General features: G+C 67.8%; 14 protein-coding genes. 7 read left to right on the top strand and 7 right to left on the bottom strand.

The annotated features are described in order from the left end of the window. Positions 1-136: 136 nt before the first annotated feature. On the top strand, positions 137-3148 hold the full coding sequence (locus ASE67_RS16080) for a TonB-dependent receptor (protein WP_200922245.1): 3012 nt from the start codon (positions 137-139) through the stop codon (positions 3146-3148). Between the two features lie 145 nt (positions 3149-3293). On the opposite strand, the gene ASE67_RS16075 is transcribed toward ASE67_RS16080, so the two are convergent. The 3 genes from ASE67_RS16075 to ASE67_RS16065 are packed head-to-tail and all read right to left on the bottom strand — an operon-like array spanning position 3294 to position 5762. Beyond that, a complete protein-coding gene (locus ASE67_RS16075) occupies positions 3294-3548 on the bottom strand; it encodes a hypothetical protein (RefSeq protein ID WP_055763718.1) in 255 nt (84 codons plus the stop codon). 3 nt (positions 3549-3551) lie between these two features. Next, positions 3552-4256 carry an NAD-dependent deacylase gene (locus tag ASE67_RS16070; protein WP_055763971.1) on the bottom strand — a complete coding sequence of 235 codons (705 nt, stop codon included), beginning with the start codon at positions 4254-4256 and terminating at the stop codon, positions 3552-3554. Between the two features lie 45 nt (positions 4257-4301). Continuing rightward, positions 4302-5762: a deoxyribodipyrimidine photo-lyase gene (locus ASE67_RS16065; protein ID WP_055763716.1), complete on the bottom strand. Its 1461-nt coding sequence runs from the start codon at positions 5760-5762 to the stop codon at positions 4302-4304. Between the two features lie 147 nt (positions 5763-5909). On the opposite strand from ASE67_RS16065, the gene ASE67_RS16060 reads away from it, so the two are divergent. Beyond that, entirely contained in the window at positions 5910-6233 is a 324-nt protein-coding gene (locus ASE67_RS16060; protein ID WP_055763714.1) for a hypothetical protein, read from the top strand. Between the two features lie 6 nt (positions 6234-6239). On the opposite strand, the gene ASE67_RS16055 is transcribed toward ASE67_RS16060, so the two are convergent. From ASE67_RS16055 to ASE67_RS16040, 4 genes are read right to left on the bottom strand one after another with little or no spacing between them, the layout of a single operon-like run. Further along, positions 6240-7568, bottom strand: a complete 1329-nt coding sequence (locus tag ASE67_RS16055; RefSeq protein ID WP_055763969.1) for an ABC transporter ATP-binding protein — start codon at positions 7566-7568, stop codon at positions 6240-6242. 10 nt (positions 7569-7578) lie between these two features. Further along, positions 7579-9303, bottom strand: coding sequence for an ABC transporter permease (locus ASE67_RS16050; protein ID WP_055763967.1), 1725 nt, complete (start codon positions 9301-9303; stop codon positions 7579-7581). Between the two features lie 32 nt (positions 9304-9335). Then, a complete protein-coding gene (locus ASE67_RS16045; RefSeq protein WP_235511948.1) occupies positions 9336-10091 on the bottom strand; it encodes an MgtC/SapB family protein in 756 nt (251 codons plus the stop codon). Further along, the gene (locus tag ASE67_RS16040) at positions 10061-10348 is read right to left on the bottom strand and encodes a hypothetical protein (protein WP_156348659.1); all 288 of its coding nucleotides are present in this window, start codon (positions 10346-10348) and stop codon (positions 10061-10063) included. Before ASE67_RS16040 ends, ASE67_RS16045 begins: the two co-directional genes overlap by 31 nt. A gap of 335 nt (positions 10349-10683) precedes the next feature. On the opposite strand from ASE67_RS16040, the gene corA reads away from it, so the two are divergent. From corA to ASE67_RS16015, 5 genes are all read left to right on the top strand, one after another. Then, complete coding sequence (gene corA, locus ASE67_RS16035) at positions 10684-11652, top strand: magnesium/cobalt transporter CorA (protein WP_055763708.1); 969 nt, start codon at positions 10684-10686, stop codon at positions 11650-11652. Then, positions 11649-12689 (top strand): sensor histidine kinase, encoded by a 1041-nt coding sequence (locus ASE67_RS16030; RefSeq protein ID WP_055763706.1) that lies wholly within the window; start codon positions 11649-11651, stop codon positions 12687-12689. The genes corA and ASE67_RS16030 overlap by 4 nt, the downstream gene beginning before the upstream one ends. After that, complete coding sequence (locus ASE67_RS16025) at positions 12686-13312, top strand: response regulator transcription factor (RefSeq protein WP_055763703.1); 627 nt, start codon at positions 12686-12688, stop codon at positions 13310-13312. Before ASE67_RS16030 ends, ASE67_RS16025 begins: the two co-directional genes overlap by 4 nt. Before the next feature lie 108 nt (positions 13313-13420). After that, positions 13421-15655, top strand: a complete 2235-nt coding sequence (gene katG / locus ASE67_RS16020) for a catalase/peroxidase HPI (protein WP_055763701.1) — start codon at positions 13421-13423, stop codon at positions 15653-15655. Positions 15656-15720: 65 nt separating this feature from the next. Beyond that, positions 15721-16731, top strand: coding sequence for a histone deacetylase family protein (locus ASE67_RS16015; protein ID WP_055763699.1), 1011 nt, complete (start codon positions 15721-15723; stop codon positions 16729-16731). Positions 16732-16890: the final 159 nt, after the last annotated feature.

The raw sequence follows: 16890 nt of genomic DNA, 5'->3' as shown, positions 1-16890 counted from the left end.
TATATTATAACAGTTGCGTTTCTGCAACGGTTGGCCTGAAGCAGACATATATCGGCAACAAAAGCCTCTTGTAAGTATGACAAATCGCGCATAGCCATTTGTCAGACAGAAAAAGAATATCCATGGGGGAGGAATCATGCGTCGCTTCACGCTGATGGCGTCGGTCGCCATCGTGCCGTTCATGCTGTCCGCAACACCGGCATTTGCCCAGACGTCGCCGACCGAAAAGCCCGCCGGCGCCGATGCCGGTGCCACAATCGAGGTGCCCGACGCCACGAAGAAGGACGAAGAACAGGGCGAGATCCTGGTGCGCGGCCTGCGCCGCAGCCTTGCCAGTTCGCAGGCGATCAAGCGCAATTCGGACGCGATCGTCGACGTGATCGTCGCCGACGATATCGGCAAGCTGCCCGACTATACCGCCGCCGAAAGCCTAGCGCGCATCGCGGGCGTGCAGGTCGAACGCTTCAGCGACGAAGTGAACACCGTCCTGATCCGCGGCCTGCCTGACGTCGCGACGTCGGTGAACGGCCGCGAACTGTTCACTGCCGAACTGCGCCGCGTCCAGCTGCAGGATTTCCCGGCGCAGGCGATCGCCAGCATGGAAGTCTACAAATCGGGCACCGCCGATCTGGTCGAACCGGGCCTTGCCGGCCTCGTCAACGTGCGCACGCGTCGCCCGCTCGACTTCAACGGCCGGGTGATCGCGGGCGGCTTCCGGGGCACCTACAACGACCAGAGCCGCAAATATGATCCGGGTGGCAACGTGCTGATTTCCGACCGGTGGAAGGTCGGCGATGGCGAAATGGGCATCCTCGCCAACATCACCTATGCGCAGTCGCAATATTATAACGGCGTGCGCTACAATGACGGCTATGTCCGCGACTCGTTCTATTCGGACTATCTGACACAGGGACGCAAGGTCCGCGAGAACCTGCCGAACGGCCTGTTCTATTTCCCGAACAATGTCGGCCTGTATAATGACGGCGGCAAGCGGTATCGCCCGTCGGGCAACTTCTCGCTGCAATATAAGCCGACGCCCGATATCGAACTGTATGTCGATGGCATCTATCAGGGCTATCGCGGGCGCGGCTATGCCGACAATTTCAACGTGCCCGTCGAAAACTGGGGCCCGAATTCGACGCCGCCGGTGTTCACCAACGTCGTGCTGCTCGAAGGGCAGTCGTTCGGCGACATCAAGCTGCGTCCGGGCCAGAATCCCGGCTTCGATCCGGCAAGCGTGCCACAGGCCGCATCGCTGACCAAGTCATCGGGGTCCGAGGCGCAAGGGTATCGCAGCACCAAGGCGGACGAAACCAACACCTATCAGCTGGCGACCGGCGGCCGCTGGACGACGGATCGCGCAACGCTCTCGACCGACCTCGCCTATACCTGGAGCCGCTACAACTCCGACAGTTTCAGCCTCGATTTCCGTACCGTCGGTGCCAAGACGGTCGACATCAATTTCAATCGCGATGGCGGGGCGGCGTTCAATTTCCCGACCTGGGACCCGTTCAATCCCGCGAACTACATGTTCCGCGGCTATTATGAAGACACCTATGACGTGAAGGGCGACGGGTGGCAGTGGCGCGGGGACCTGGCACTCGACACCGACTGGGCGGTGCTGCCCAAGCTGCAATTCGGCCTGCGCGCGACGCAGCGCCACAGCGAGCGGACCTTTCAGGGCAATCGCTACGCCGACCTGACCGACGCGATGATCCCCTATACCTCGCTGCCGGTCGGCGAACTGCAGCGCACGATCGATCCGTTCCGGGGCAGCGCGCAAGGGTTCGTGTCGTATCTGCAACCCTCGCGCGCCGGCATTTTCGACAACCGCGAGGCGCTGCGCAAATACACCTACGACACGCTCGTCCGCCTCGTCGCGCAATTCCCGACGAGCCAGTATTTCAAGGACCGGCTGACCGAATGGTCGACCGAGGAAATCCAGGTGTCGCCGACCTCGGGCTGGTCGGCCGACGAACGCAGCTATGCGGCCTATGTCCAGGGCAAGTATAATTTCGCGCTGGGCGGGATCGAGGTCGACGGCCTGCTCGGCCTGCGCGCGGTGATGACCAACGGCACCAGCACCGGCACCTCGTCGATCTGCACGCTGAACGATGGCGGCACGCCGACCGATCCGCGCGACGATACCTGCACCCGGTCGCTGTCGCAGCGTACCGAGAAGCAGGATTATCTCGACCTGCTGCCCAACCTCAGCGCGCGCATCCGCTTTACCCCCAAGCTCCAGCTTCGCCTGGGCTATACCAAGACGCGGACGAAGCCGAATTTCGGCGACCTCAATCCGGGGCTGAACATTCAGCCGGTGATCTATCAGCCGTGCCTCGATGCGACCTCGCCGAACTACAACCCCAACGATACGACGAGCTGCCGGATTCCGGGGCGGATCTATCCCAATTATTCGGGGTCGCAGGGCAATCCGTCGCTGAAGCCGTTCACCTCGACCAACTACGATGTCAGCCTCGAATGGTATTTCTCGCGCACCGGCTTTGTCAGCGTTGCGGTGTTCCAGCGGGATATCTTCGGCTTCACCACCAACGTCACGCGCTTCCGCGACGATCCGCAATACGGCATCCTGCAGCTGTCGAACCCGATCAACGCGGCCGATGCCAACATCAAGGGGGCCGAGGCCAATTTCCAGACCTTCTTCGACTTCCTGCCCGGCGCCCTGAGCGGCCTCGGCGTGTCGGCGAACGTCAGCTACCTGACCGGCAAGAACCGCTATCCCAACGGCTATGATCCGCAGACCGACACCTTCAAGGGGCCGGGCGAGTATCTGACGATCCCCGGCCTGTCGAAATGGACCTACAACGCGGCGGTCTTCTACGAAAAGTCGGGGCTGGTCACGCGGCTGTCGTACAACCGGCGCTCGGACTGGGTGAACAGCTACGACACCGATCCGCAGACCGGGTTCCAATATGCCGGCCGCAGCACCTATGCCCGCGACCGACTGGACGCCGGCATGAGCTACGATCTGAACAAGAACATCACGCTCAGCGCCGATATCGGCAACATCCTGGCGCGGCCGTTCCGCAACTATGTGAACTTTCAGCCGGGCCGGACCTCGCCGATCGATGTCCGCGACGAGGGGCGCTATTACGGGGTCGGCCTGCGCTTCCGCTTCGGCGACTGACGACCGCAAGCGAGAGGTGGCCTGATGTCTGTCGCGGCATCAGGCCACCGCCACGGTTGCCCTCGATCGCAGCCGGATGATGGTCAAGGACGTGCCAACGCGGCGCTCCGTGCCAGTTCCGATAAGAATGATTATGTAAAGCCGGCTATCCCTCGACCAGTTCGACCACCTCGAACGCATAGCGTTGCCAGCCCCGTTGCCGCGCGGCTTCCTCGGTCGCGGCGCGTTTCCCCGTCGCCTCCTTCAGCGATGCGGCGTGGCCCCAGAAGACTTCGGTCCTGCCGTTTTCCAGCGCCGCGACGATCCGCCAGAAATGGGTGAAGGGCGCGGTCGTCGGGCCGATCGTCTTGACCCAGCCATCGGCCATCGTCGCGGTCAGCCGCCGCTTGCGCCGCGCCACCGGCTATTGCCCCGTCAGCAGCGCATCGACCCATGCAGGCACCAGCTCGCTCGCCGGTCCCAGACGGCTTTCGTCGAACCGTGCCGATCCGGCCGAGCGTTCGAGGTTCAGCTCCAGCGTCGCCGCGCCCCGGTCGCGCGCCCATTCGACGAAGCCGGCGGCGGGATAGACCGCGCCCGACGTGCCGATCGACACGAACAGGTCACAGTCGCCGATCGCCGCGACGATGCGGTCCATCGCATAGGGAATTTCGCCAAAGAATACGATGTCGGGCCGCAGCGCTGCCGCGCCGCACGCCGCACAGACACTGCCCGGCGGCAACGGCCCGCTATGCGGCACCCGCGCACCGCATTCGGCGCACAGCGCGGAACACAGCTCGCCATGCATGTGCAGCAGCCGCTGCGCCCCGGCGCGTTCGTGCAGGTCGTCGACATTCTGCGTCACGATCAGCAGCCCGCCGGCCCACGCCCGGTCAAGCGCGGCCAGCGCATGATGCGCGGCATTGGGTGCCACCCCGGCCAGCGCCGCGCGCCGCAGATCATAGAAGCGGTGGACCAGCGCCGGATCGTCACGCAGTGCCTCGGGCGTGCACACTTCCTCGACCCGGTGCCCCTCCCACAGCCCGCCAGGCCCGCGAAAGGTGGCGATGCCGGATTCGGCGGAAACGCCCGCCCCGGTCAGGACGACGATATTGCGGATCGCGTGCATCGCCGATGCATAGGCCGACGGGGCCTCCACGGGAAGGTCCGGGGGCTATCCGCCGGCGCGGTACCACGCGATCGGCAGCGCGTCCGGCACCGACAGGCGCGGGACCGGCCGGGCCGCCGCCACCGCGATCCACGCTGCGCCGCCGTCGCGGTGCCGGATCGACCCGTCGCCGCGCGTCGCCACCCGGCCATAGACCGGCCGTTCGGCATCCGCCGGGCTGCCGCCGAACATCGCGGCGATGTTGCCGTAGGTCGACGGATCGCGCCCGTCGAGGCTGAGCCGGTCGTTGAGGTAGCAGGCGGTAGCCCACGCCACCTCCGGATTCGGGGTCATCGCGATGATCCGCTTGGCCCAGTACATCCGCAGGTTGTTGTGCATCCAGCCATCGATCACGAACTGTTTCTGGCACGCATTCCACAGGGCGTCGCGCGTCTCGCCGTGCAGCATCGCGTCCAGCGTCTCCCCCTCCGGCCGGGGATCGTCTGCATGCGCCGCCAGCGTCGCCACTGCCCAGTCGGCCACCCGGTCATAGCGTTGCGCGCCGCGCAGCATCCGCGCCTGCCAGTGGAACCATTCGCGCCAGCCCAGCAACTCGTCGGCGAACTTCGCCTTGTGCGTCTTGCCCGCCGTCGCGCCGTCGACGGCCGCCATCACCTCGCGCGGGCCGAGGATGCCGAAATGGAGATAGGGCGACAGGCCGCTCGCCCCGCTGTCGCGCGTCGCATCGTTGCGGGTGGCGGCATAGCCCGGCAGCACCGTGTCGACCAGACGCCGCAGTCGTTCCTCCGCCGCCGCGCGCCCCGCCGGGAATTGCGCGCTCGGCGGCAGGCTGTGGTCGATCGACAGGCCCGCGATCAGCGCGTCGGGGTCGTGTATCGACGGATCATCGGGCGTAAACGGCAGCGGCCCGGCATAGGGCGGCACCGCCGCGACCTCCGCGATGCCCCGCGCCCATGTCGCACGCGCCGGTTCGTGGTGGCGCAGAAACCCCGATCGGCCGCGAATATCGCTGCCGAGCACCGCGGGCGGCACCAGGCACGCGGCGTTGACGGCATAGACCGGCACGGTGGCACGCGCGGCGACGCGCGCCGCCTGCCACCGCGCGACGAACACCGGCTGATCCTCGACGATGATCGCGGCGGCATCGGCGGCCAGACGATAGACCAGCCCCTTCTCCCGCCGCCCCTCGCGGTCGACATGGCTGACGCAGGCGATGCCGCGCGCGGCACAGCCGGCGGCCAGATCGCGTGCCGCCCCCAGCAGGAAATGGTGCAGCCGGTCGGAGGCATAGGGATAATCCTCGCGGATGCCGTGATAGACCAGCACCGGCAGGCCCAGCGCATTGCCGAGGCGCAGCGCGGCATCGATCACCGGATTGTCGACCGCGCGCAGCGCCTGTTGCAGCCAGCACAGGACATAGCGCGCGCCGTCGCCGACCGGCAGGCGATCGTTCAGCGCCCCCACGCGCGGGGCCTCCGCCCATTCCCGCAAGGCGTCCGGCAACATGGTCGTATCTTCCCGGCCCACGCGGCCCTCCCCTATCGGTATCCGCCGCTACAGCGAGCGATCCGCGCAGACGTTCCGCAACCCGCCACCGGGTTCGCGCGTCTTGCCGCGACGGCACGCATCGCCGCACGGGAAAAGGAACCTGCCATGCCGCCCCGCTGGTCCATCGCGCTGGCCGCGATCCTACTCACCGGGCTTTCCGGCACCGCACAGGCCACGCCCGAATGCCGCGTGCGCATCCTGCGCCCGGTCACCGATGATCTCGGCAATCGCTGGCGCACAGGCAAGATCCTGCCGACGACGCTGGAGCGTGAGACGCGCGGGCGGACCTATTTCTGCGCGGAACACGGGTCGTGCATCCCGGCGACCATCAACCGCAAACCCGCCGCGCGGCTGCTCGACTGCACCCGCGGGCGCGCAGTCTCCCCCGGCGACTATCTGTTGGTCCCCGTCCGGCACCGGCAGCGGTAAATAAGGTCATACCACGTCATCGAGGCTGAACGCGTCGCGATCCTCGTCATAGGCGAAGACCTCGGCATAGCGACCCCATAGCGTGACCGTGCGCAGCGTTTCGGCGGCGAAGGCGGGGGACATATGATCCTCCAGCTCGTCGCGGAATCGTTCGGCGCGGGCGGGCTGTCCGGCGCGGTCGTCCAGCACCTGCCGGATATGCGCGGCCAGCGGCACCTGCGCGAGCAGCGCGGCGCGGAACAGCGCCTTTCGCGTGTCGACATCGGCCCCGGCATAGGCACGCGCGTTGGCCGTCAGCACCAGTTCGGCCCCGCGCAGCTCGGCAAAGCGCAGCAGCTGCAACGCCTCGGCAATCGGGAAGAGTTCGTCGATCTCCAGCTGCAACTGGTCGGCGAGTTCCGCCATCGGTGCCCGCCCGTCGAATGGCGGCGCGTCGACCTCCTCGATCAGCCCGGCGAGGCTGTTGGTCGACACGCGCGGCAGGACCGTGCCCCGCCCCGGCGCCTCCCCCTGCCCCGCCCCCTGCCCCGCCTGGGCCACCGGCACCTGCGGCGCGCGCTCGGTCATCCGGGCATAGATCGCATCGACCAGCGCGCGGAACGCGGGGTCGAGCCGGTCGCGCGGATGCGCCAGCGTCACCGGAATCTCCGCCGCGATCCGCCCCGGATTGGACGAAAAGACGAGGATACGGTCGCACATCAGCACCGCTTCCTCGATATTGTGCGTGACCAGCAGCATCGACCGGATCGGCATCCGCCCCTCGAACCACAGATCGAGCAGGTCGGTGCGCAGCGTCTCGGCAGTCAGCACGTCGAGCGCGGAGAAGGGTTCGTCGAGCAGCAGCAGCGTCGGATCGACCACCAGCGCGCGGGCGAGGCCGACCCGCTGGCGCATCCCGCCCGACAGCTCCTTGGGATAGGCGTTCTCGAACCCGTCGAGGCCGATCAGGTCGATCGCCGCCAGCGCGCGCACGCGGCGTTCGGCAGCGGGCACCGCCTGCGCCTCCAGCCCCAGCTCGACATTCTGCAGGACGCTCAGCCACGGGAACAGCGCGAACGTCTGGAACACCATCGCCACGCTCGGGGCGTGTCCGGCGGGGGTCGGGGGGAAATGGATCGTGCCGGTATCGGGCCGGATCAGCCCGGCGATCGTGCGCAGCAGCGTCGACTTGCCCGATCCCGACCGGCCGAGCAGGCCGACGACCTCGTTTTCGCTGAGCGTCAGGTCGACGCCCGCCAGCACGGCGCGCCCGCCCTTGCCGGGGTCGCCATAATGATGGCCGACGCCGGTGACCTGAACGATCGGGGCGGCGGTACGGGGATGGGTGGTTGCCATGGTGAATTCCTCAGGCAAGCCGCAGCCGCCGCTCGGCATAGCCATAGAGCGGACGCCACAGCAGGCGGTTGAAGGCGATGACGAAGAGCGACATGACCGCGATGCCCAGCGTAACGCGCGGCATGTCGCCGGCGGCGGTCGCGCGCGCGATATAGCTGCCAAGGCCGGCGGCCTGCAGGTGGTCCTGCCCCCACGACACCGCTTCGGCGACAATGCTGGCGTTCCACGACCCGCCCGACGCGGTGAGCGCACCGGTGACGTAATAGGGAAAGATCGCCGGCAGCCCCAGGCGCCGCCACCACGACCAGCCCGTCAGCCCGCTCAGCTGCGCCACTTCGCGCAGGTCGTTGGGAATGGCGCTGGCGCCCGCGATCACGTTAAACAGGATATACCACTGCGTGCCCAGCACCATCAGCGGCGACAGCCAGATATCGGGGCTGAGGTGCCAGCGCAGGATCGCGATGACCGCGACCGGGAACAGCACGTTCGCCGGAAAGGCCGCTAGGAACTGCGCCACCGGCTGCAACCGCGCGGCCCAGCGCGGGCGCAGGCCGATCCACATGCCGATCGGGACCCAGATCAGGCTGGCGAGCGCAATCAGCGCCAGCACGCGGACCATGGTGAACAGCCCCAGCGTCAGCGCGGCACGCGCATCGCCCCAGCTCAGCCGCGTCGACAGATAGCCCGCGACCAGCCACGTCCCCCCGCCGACCGCCAGCGCGATCAGCGCGCGCCACGCCCCGAGCGACCGCGCCACCGTCCCGCGCGGGGCGGGCCGCACCGGCCGCGCCGCACGCCGGGGCAACGACGGCAGCCGGTCGACCGCGCGGCGTAGCGTAGCAGCGATCGCTCCGGGCAGGCCAGCGCGGCGGAACAGGTCGTACACCCACGATCGCGGGCGGGTCTGCGCGGCGGTCTGTTCGAAGCGGAACCGGTCGGCCCACGCGACGACCGGGCGGAACATGATCTGGTCATAGGCAAGGATGACGATCGCCATCGCCGCCACCGCCCAGGCGACGCTGCGCACGTCGCCCGCATCGATCGCCAGCGCCAGCCACGATCCGATACCGGGCAGCAGCACCCGCGTATCGCCGACGCTGATCGCTTCGGATGCGACGACGAAAAACCATCCGCCCGACATCGACATCATCGTGTTCCACACCAGCGCCGGCGTCGCGAACGGCAGTTCGAGCCGGACGAAGCGCCGCCACGGCGACAGGCCGAAGCTGGCCGACACTTCCTTCAGGTCCTCGGGCACGGTGCGCAGCGACTGGTAGAAGCTGAACGCCATGTTCCACGCCTGGCTGGTAAAGATCGCAAAGATCGCCGCCAGCTCGACGCCCAGCTGCCGCGCGGGGAACAGCCCCATGAAGAAGCTGACGGTAAAGGTCAGGAACCCCAGGATCGGCACCGATTGCAGGATGTCGAGCGCAGGGATGATGAGCATTTCCGCGCGGCGGCTCTTGGCCGCGAGCGCCGCGGCGGCAAAGGTGAAGGCAAGGCTGGCCCCCAATGCCGCGAACATGCGCAGCGTCGTGCGCAGCGCATAGCCTGGCAGCAGCGCGGGATCGAGCGTGACCGGCGCGGTGCGCAGCCGCGCCAGCGGTTCGGCCGTCCCCTCCGCCCCGCGCGCGACCAGCACCGCGATGGTCGCAAGCAGGACGAAGGCGGCGATGTCGTTCCACGGGATCGCGCCCCCCCGCCATGCCCGCCGGCGGGCCTGTGGGGGGAACAGCGGTACGGCGGCGGCGAAGTCGGTGCGGTCGATCACAATATGGCACTCACGGTCCAGGTTGCGCCGACGACCCCCTCGGTCGCGCGCAACCGCGTGCAGAAGCGTTCGAGCGCTTCGGGATCGGCGGTGGTCGGGATCAGCGTCGCGGCGATCTCGATACTGTCATCGGTGTCGGTCACGACGTCGATCGACTGCACCGGATAGCCGATCGACTCCAGCCCGTCGGCCAGCAGGTCGCGCGCCAGCGTGACGCGTTCGGGCAGGCAGACGACATGCGCGCGGTACACCGCCTCGGTCGTGGCGGCGTCGACGGGCTGGCGGTTGATGTAATTGACCAACGGACGCAGCATCGTGTTGCCGACCAGCACGATGACGGTCACCCCCGCCGCCTCGGGCAGCAGTCCCGCGCCGCAGAACGCACCGATAGCGGCCGACGACCACAGGGTCGCGGCTGTGTTCAGCCCACGAACCTGCGCGCCTTCCTTCATGATGATGCCTGCGCCCAGGAAGCCGATGCCCGACACGACATAGGCGACGACATGGACCATGCCGCCGACCCCGGTCAGCCGCCCGCCCAGATGGACGAACGCCGCCGCCCCGACCGCGCCCAGCGCCATGGTGCGCAGGCCGGCGGTACGCTGCCGGATCTGGCGCTCCAGCCCGATCAGCCCGCCGAACAGCAGCGCGGTGCCAAGCTTCGCCAGCACGACCGCGAAGTCGTGGCCGGTGGTGACCAGTCCGGTCAGCGCCGCCCCGGTCACCGCCATGCCCCGTCCCAGAAGCGCCACGCATGGAACCCCGCGCGCGACAACCGCGCCGACAGCCGCAGCAACCGGGCAAAGGCCGGGCGATCGACCCGGCGCGCGCGCATCATCGCGCGGACAAGGGCGAGCGTCAGCGCGGCGGCGGCCAGCCAGCAGCGCGCCGGCAGGACCGGTTCCCACCAGCGGATCGGCACCGGGCCACGCGCCTCCACGCGGCACGCGGCATTGGGCGATGGCGCACAGGCATGAAGGCACCCGCGCGCGGAATATCTGGTCGACATGGCGACCCTCCTGTTCGGTATTCGACCGGTCGGAGGGGCGGGCGCAGCGACGGGCTAGCGGCGTTCCCTCGATCCGGTCGTGCCCGGCGTTGCCGGCAGTGCGATCGTCTCGCTACTGTCCGCGTCGTCGGGCATGGGGGTGGATCGGGATGGCATGGAGGTTCCTGGGAGCTTCCTGTTGGTATCGCCGCCCTTGCGGTGACAGGGCGGGCCGTTATGGGATTTGCGCGTCCACATCAACACGTGATTTCGGACGACATACCACAGTATATTCCCGATATACCTTGGTATAGATCACAGTAAAACGCCACGGCGTCGAAAGGAAAACCGGAATCATGGCGGTCGTCGCGGCGTATCTCTATCGTAACGGAAAGCAGGTTCGCGCGGTCACGATCGACGAACATGTGCATTGTCCCGACGACAAGTCCGAATTCGTCTGGATCGGACTGATCGATCCGACGGCGCAGGAGCTGCTGGAACTACAGGCGCGCTACGGCCTGCACCCGCTGGCGGTCGAGGATGCGCTGAAGGCGGACCAGCTGCCCAAGGTCGACGTCTATGCCGACCAGCTGTTCGTCGTCGCGCGCACCGCCCGCCTCGACGGCGATGCGATCCGCTATGGCGAAACCGCGATCTTCGTCGGGCACAGCCACATCATCACCGTCCGCCACGGGTCGCTGCGCGACCATCGCCACCTGCGCGCCCAGCTGGAGGCCAGCCCCGACCTGCTCGGCCACGGCGTCGACTATGTGCTGCACGCGGTGCTCGACTTCATCGTCGACGGCTATTTCCCGGTGATCGAGGCGATCGAGCGCGAGGTGGAGGCGATGGAGGCGCAGACGCTCGACACGTTCCTCGGCCGGGCGGACATCGCGCGCATCTTTGCCATGCGCCGCGAACTCAGCCGGTTCCAGCGTATCCTGATCCCGATGCAGGAGGTCGCGACCAAGCTGGTCCGCATCGACCTGCCGTGCATCGACCCCAATACCCGGCCCTATTTCTCCGATGTGCGCGACCATGTGCGCCGCGCGCAGTCGATGGTCGACGGGCTGCGCGAGGTGCTGACCTCGGTCTTCGAATTCAGCAACCTGCTCGAACAGCAGCGCACCGGCGCGATCACCCGCCAGCTGGCAGCGTGGGCCGCGATCCTGGCCGTGCCGACCGCGATTGCCGGCATCTACGGCATGAATTTCGAACACATGCCCGAACTGAAGACGACCTATGGCTATTTCGTCGTGCTGGGCGTGATCGCCGCCGCCTGTACCCTGCTCTACATCCGGTTTCGCAAGGTCGGGTGGCTGTGACCTTTCCCGCGCGCGCCGCCGCGCCGTCGGTCGTGGCGCTGATGGCGGCGGTGTTCGTCGCCGATACGCTGACCGACCTCGAAATCACGGTCGCGGTCTTCTACGTCGTGCCGATCCTGCTGTCGGCGCGCGCGCTGCCCCGGCGCGGCGTCCGGGCGCTGGCGGTCGGCTGCGTCGCGCTGGCCGCGCTCAGTTCGCTGCTGACCGCGCATGGCGCGTGGGAGGCGGGGCTGACCAACCTGGCGATCAGTTCGGTCGCGATCCTCATCACCACGCAGCTTACGCTGCGGCTGCTGGCGGCGGAGGCCGCGTTCGGCGAGGCGCGGGCGCAGCTGATCCGCGTATCGCGGGTGTCGAACCTCGGCGCGCTGGCCAGCTCGATCGCGCATGAGGTGAACCAGCCCCTCGGCGCCATCGCCAGCAGCGCGGGCGCGGGAGAACGCTGGCTGGCCGCCGATCCGCCGGGGCTGGAACAGGCGCGCGCCTCGCTGCGCCGTATCGCCGACGATGCGCGGCGGGCGAGCGCGATCGTCGTGCGCATCCGCCGCCTGTCGCAACGCCACGCCGTCACCCGCATGCCGGTCGACCTGAACGAGGTCGCGCGCGATGCGCTGGCGCTGGCCGCGCGCGAACTGGACGCGGGGGGAATCGTGGTGCGCGCCGACCTGGCCGTCGACCTGCCCCCGGTGACGGGCGACCGTATCCAGCTGCAACAGGTCGTCGGCAACCTCCTGTCGAACGCCGTCGAGGCGCTGGCCGAAGTAGCGCACGACCGGCGGACGATCACGCTGTCGAGCGAAATGGCGGCGGATGGGCGGGTCACGCTGTCGGTCGCCGACAGCGGCATCGGCATCCCCGCCGAGCACCTGCCGCACATCTTCGATTCGCTGTGGACGAGCCGGGAGGGCGGCACCGGCCTTGGCCTCACCATCGCGCAGACCATCATCGAGGCGCATGGTGGCCGGATCGCGGCGCATCCCGCAGCACCCGGCACCCGCATGGTGATCACCCTGCCCGCATCGGAGGAACCGCGATGACCGCCCCCGCCCCCGTCATCCGCATCGTCGACGACGATGATTCGATGCGCGCCGGCATCGCCGACCTGCTCGCCTCGGTCGGGTTCGCCACCCGCGCCTTTTCCTCGGTCGCCGAATTGGTGGCGGGCGATGCCGCGGGGCCGGGCTGCCTGATCCTCGACATCCGCATGCCCGGCGAAGGTGGCCTCGCCTTCTTCCAGAGCGCCGCGTTTGCGGCGGTAGCGTTGCCGGTCATCTTCGTATCAGGCCATGCCGATATCACGATGGCGGTACAGGCGATGCGCGCGGGCGCGGTCGATTTCCTCGCCAAGCCGTTCGCCGACCAGGCGCTGATCGATGCGGTCAACCGCGCGCTGGCGATCGACCGCGATCAGCGCGCGACGCTGAGCGACACGGCGGCGTTGCGCGCGCGGTTCGCGACGCTGACCCCCGGTGAGCGCGCGGTGACCGAACTGGTCGCCGCCGGCCTGCCCAACAAGACGATCGCCGCACGCCTGGGCGTCAGCGAGATCACGGTAAAGGTCCGCCGCGGCCACGCGATGCGCAAGGTGGGCGCGGCCACCCTGCCCGATCTGGTCCGCGCGACGGACCGGATTGCCCCACCCCAAGCCGATACGCCCTGACCCCATCCGCTCCAATCGAGTTTTCCGCCAAGTGTGAACGAGACAATCGCTTATCGTCGGCGCGGGGAAGCGGTTAGGCTCTGCACCAAGCAGATGGAGAGCTGACACATGGACGCGAAAACCGGAGAGATGAGCGGCTGCCCGATCCACCAACCGAATACGGTTCGGTCGCTGGTGGGCCGCACCAACCGCGACTGGTGGCCCGATGCGCTGCCGCTGGAAGTGCTCAACCAGGGTGGCACCTCGCCCGACCCGATGGGCCATGAATTCGACTATGCCGAAGCCTTCAAGCAGCTCGACTATGTCGCGCTGAAGGCCGACCTGACCGCGCTGATGACCGACAGCCAACCGTGGTGGCCGGCCGATTACGGCAATTATGGCGGCCTGTTCATCCGCATGGCGTGGCACGCGGCGGGCACCTACCGCACCGCCGACGGCCGCGGCGGCGCGAACAGCGGGCAGCAGCGTTTCGCCCCGCTCAATTCGTGGCCGGACAACGGCAACCTCGACAAGGCGCGTCGCCTGTTGTGGCCGATCAAGCAGAAATACGGCAAGCATATCAGCTGGGCCGACCTGTTCATCCTGGCCGGCAATGTCGCGATCGAATCGATGGGCGGCCCGGTGTTCGGCTTCGGCGGCGGTCGCGCCGACGTGTTCGAACCGGAAAAGGACATCTACTGGGGGTCGGAAGAACAGTTCGTCGGCCATCCCGACAACAAGACGCGCATCCTGCCCGAGGAGGAGCTGGAGCTGGAACAGCCGCTCGCCGCGATCCAGATGGGCCTGATCTACGTCAATCCGGAAGGTCCCGGCGGCGTGCCCGACGCGATGCAGTCGGCGCGCGACATCAAGGAAACGTTCGCGCGCATGGCGATGAACGTCGAGGAAACCGTCGCGCTGACCGCCGGCGGCCATACCTTTGGCAAGGCGCATGGCGCGGGCGATCCGACGCTGGTCGGGGAGTCGCCGGAAGGTGCCGATATCTCGCTGATGGGGCTTGGCTGGACCAACAGCTTCGAAAGCGGGATGGGACAGCACACCACCACCAGCGGCATCGAGGGCGCGTGGGTGAACACGCCGACCGAATGGTCGGGCAATTATTTCCGCCTGCTGCTCGATTACGAGTACGAACTGGTGCGCAGCCCGGCGGGTGCCAAGCAGTGGCAGCCGATCAACCAGCGCGAAGAGGACATGGCCCCGGCGGCGCATGATCCGAACCTGCGCGTGCCGACGATGATGACCACCGCCGACATGGCGCTGAAGGTCGATCCCGAGATGCGCGCCATTTCGGAGAAGTTCCGGAACGACCATGAAGCGTTCAAGGACGCCTTTGCCCGCGCGTGGTTCAAGCTCACCCACCGCGACATGGGGCCGAAGGTCCGCTACTTGGGACCCGAAGTGCCGGAGGAAACGCTGATCTGGCAGGACCCCGTGCCCGCCGGCACCACCCCGTCCGATGCGGACGTGGCGGCGTTCAAGACGAAGATCCTCGATGCCGGCTTCACGGTCGGGCAGCTGGTGAAGACCGCCTGGACCTCGGCCTCGACCTATCGCCGGTCGGACCATCGCGGCGGCGCCAATGGCGCGCGCATCGCGCTGGAACCGCAGCGCGGATGGAAGGTGAACGAGCCGGAGGAACTGTCAGCCGTCCTCGCCAAGATCGGCGAGCTGAAGGGCAGCCTATCGCTCGCCGATGCGATCGTGCTGGCGGGCAATGCGGCGGTCGAGAAGGCGGCGAAGGATGCGGGTTTCGCGGTCGACGTCCCCTTCACCGGCGGTCGCGGCGACGCGACGCAGGAATGGACCGATGCCGACAGCTTCGCGGTGATGGAACCGGTCGCTGACGGCTTCCGCAATTACCTGAAGACCAAGCACAGCGTGAAGACCGAGGAGCTGCTGCTCGATCGCGCCTCGCTGCTGGGCCTGTCGGTGCCGGAAATGACCGTGCTGGTCGGCGGCCTGCGCGTGCTGGGTGCCAACTACCGCGACGCACCGGAAGGCGTGTTCACCGACCGTAAGGGGCAGCTGACCAACGACTTCTTCGTCAACCTGCTGAACAACGACACCTTCTGGAAGGTGGTCGACACCAGCGCCGACGAGGAGTTCATCGGTTATGACCGCGCCGGCAGCCACGAACGCTGGCGCGCGACGCGCACCGACCTGATCTTCGGGTCGAACAGCCAGCTGCGCGCGGTGGCCGAGGTCTATGCCGAGAACGGGCATGAGGAAAAGTTCGTCCGCGATTTCGTCGCGGCCTGGACCAAGGTGATGAACGCCGACCGGTTCGACGTGCCGCAGCAGGCGGACAGCGTACAGCCCGCCGGGATTGCCGAACCGGCCTGATCCACGGCACAACGCAGCGGCGCGGGAGCGATCCCGCGCCGTTTTGCTGTCCGGGGCCTGATGCGATGCGGTGTTTTTTCGACGAACGGCAGCTGGGCCATGCCCCGACACGCGAATTTCACAATGGCGGGTGGACCGACCATGCCGAGATTCCCGCACGCGGGGCGACGATCGCTGCGACGCTGCCGGCAATCGAGCCGCCCGCCGACCATGGCACCGCGCCGATCGCGGCGGTGCACACCGCGCGCTACCTCGATTTCCTGCAAAATGCCTGGGCTGACTGGACGGCGGCGGGGCGGGTCGGCGATGCGATCGGCTATGTCTTTCCGGTCGTGCGGCGGCGCCCGCTCGACCTGACCCGCATCGACGCACGCCTGGGCGCGTTCAGCATGGACGCATCGACCCCGATCACCGCGCACAGCTGGGACGCGGCCTATTGGGGGGCGCAGTGCGCGCTGTCCGCCGTGGATGCACTGGCACAGGGGGCGCGGCACGGCTTTGCGCTATGCCGCCCGCCCGGCCACCATGCCGGGGCCGATTATCTGGGCGGTTATTGCTTCCTGAACAATGCCGCGATCGCCGCGCGCCATGCCGTGGCGCAGGGGTTGGGGCCGGTCGCGATCCTCGACGTCGATTATCATCACGGCAATGGGACGCAGGATATCTTCCTCGACGATCCGACCGTGTTTTTCGCATCGATCCATGCCGACCCGAAGACCGATTATCCGTTCTACTGGGGCCATGCCGACGAAACCGGCGAGGGCGCGGGTGCGGGCACCACGCTGAACCTGCCGCTGCCGCGCGGGACCGACTGGACAACCTATGCTTCCGCGCTCGACACCGCGCTGGCGGCGATCCGGGCATGGGGCGCGCGCACGCTGATCGTCTCGTTCGGCGCGGATACCTTTGCCGGCGACCCGATCGCGGGCTTCGCGCTGCAGACCGCCGACTTCACCACGATGGCGCAGGCCATCGCCGCCGCCGGCCTGCCGACCGCGATCGTGATGGAAGGCGGCTATGCGGTCGACGCACTGGGCGCGAACGTCGCCGCCTTCCTCGCGGGGTTTACGGATTAGAGCGGTTTCCGACCATGTTGGATCACCGGCACGGAGGTGATTTCGGTCCGGGGCAAGGCGCGAGGAGCGGAGCGATGCAATAGCATCGTGACCGACGAGCAACGCAGTCCCGGATCGAAAGCGCCCCGCCGCGTCAGCGGTCGCCCGCAGGGCGATGAC

It is taken from the genome of Sphingomonas sp. Leaf23, assembly GCF_001421585.1.
In the GTDB taxonomy this organism is placed as follows: Bacteria; Pseudomonadota; Alphaproteobacteria; order Sphingomonadales; family Sphingomonadaceae; genus Sphingomonas.
This window is presented reverse-complemented; position numbering and strand designations above follow the sequence as displayed.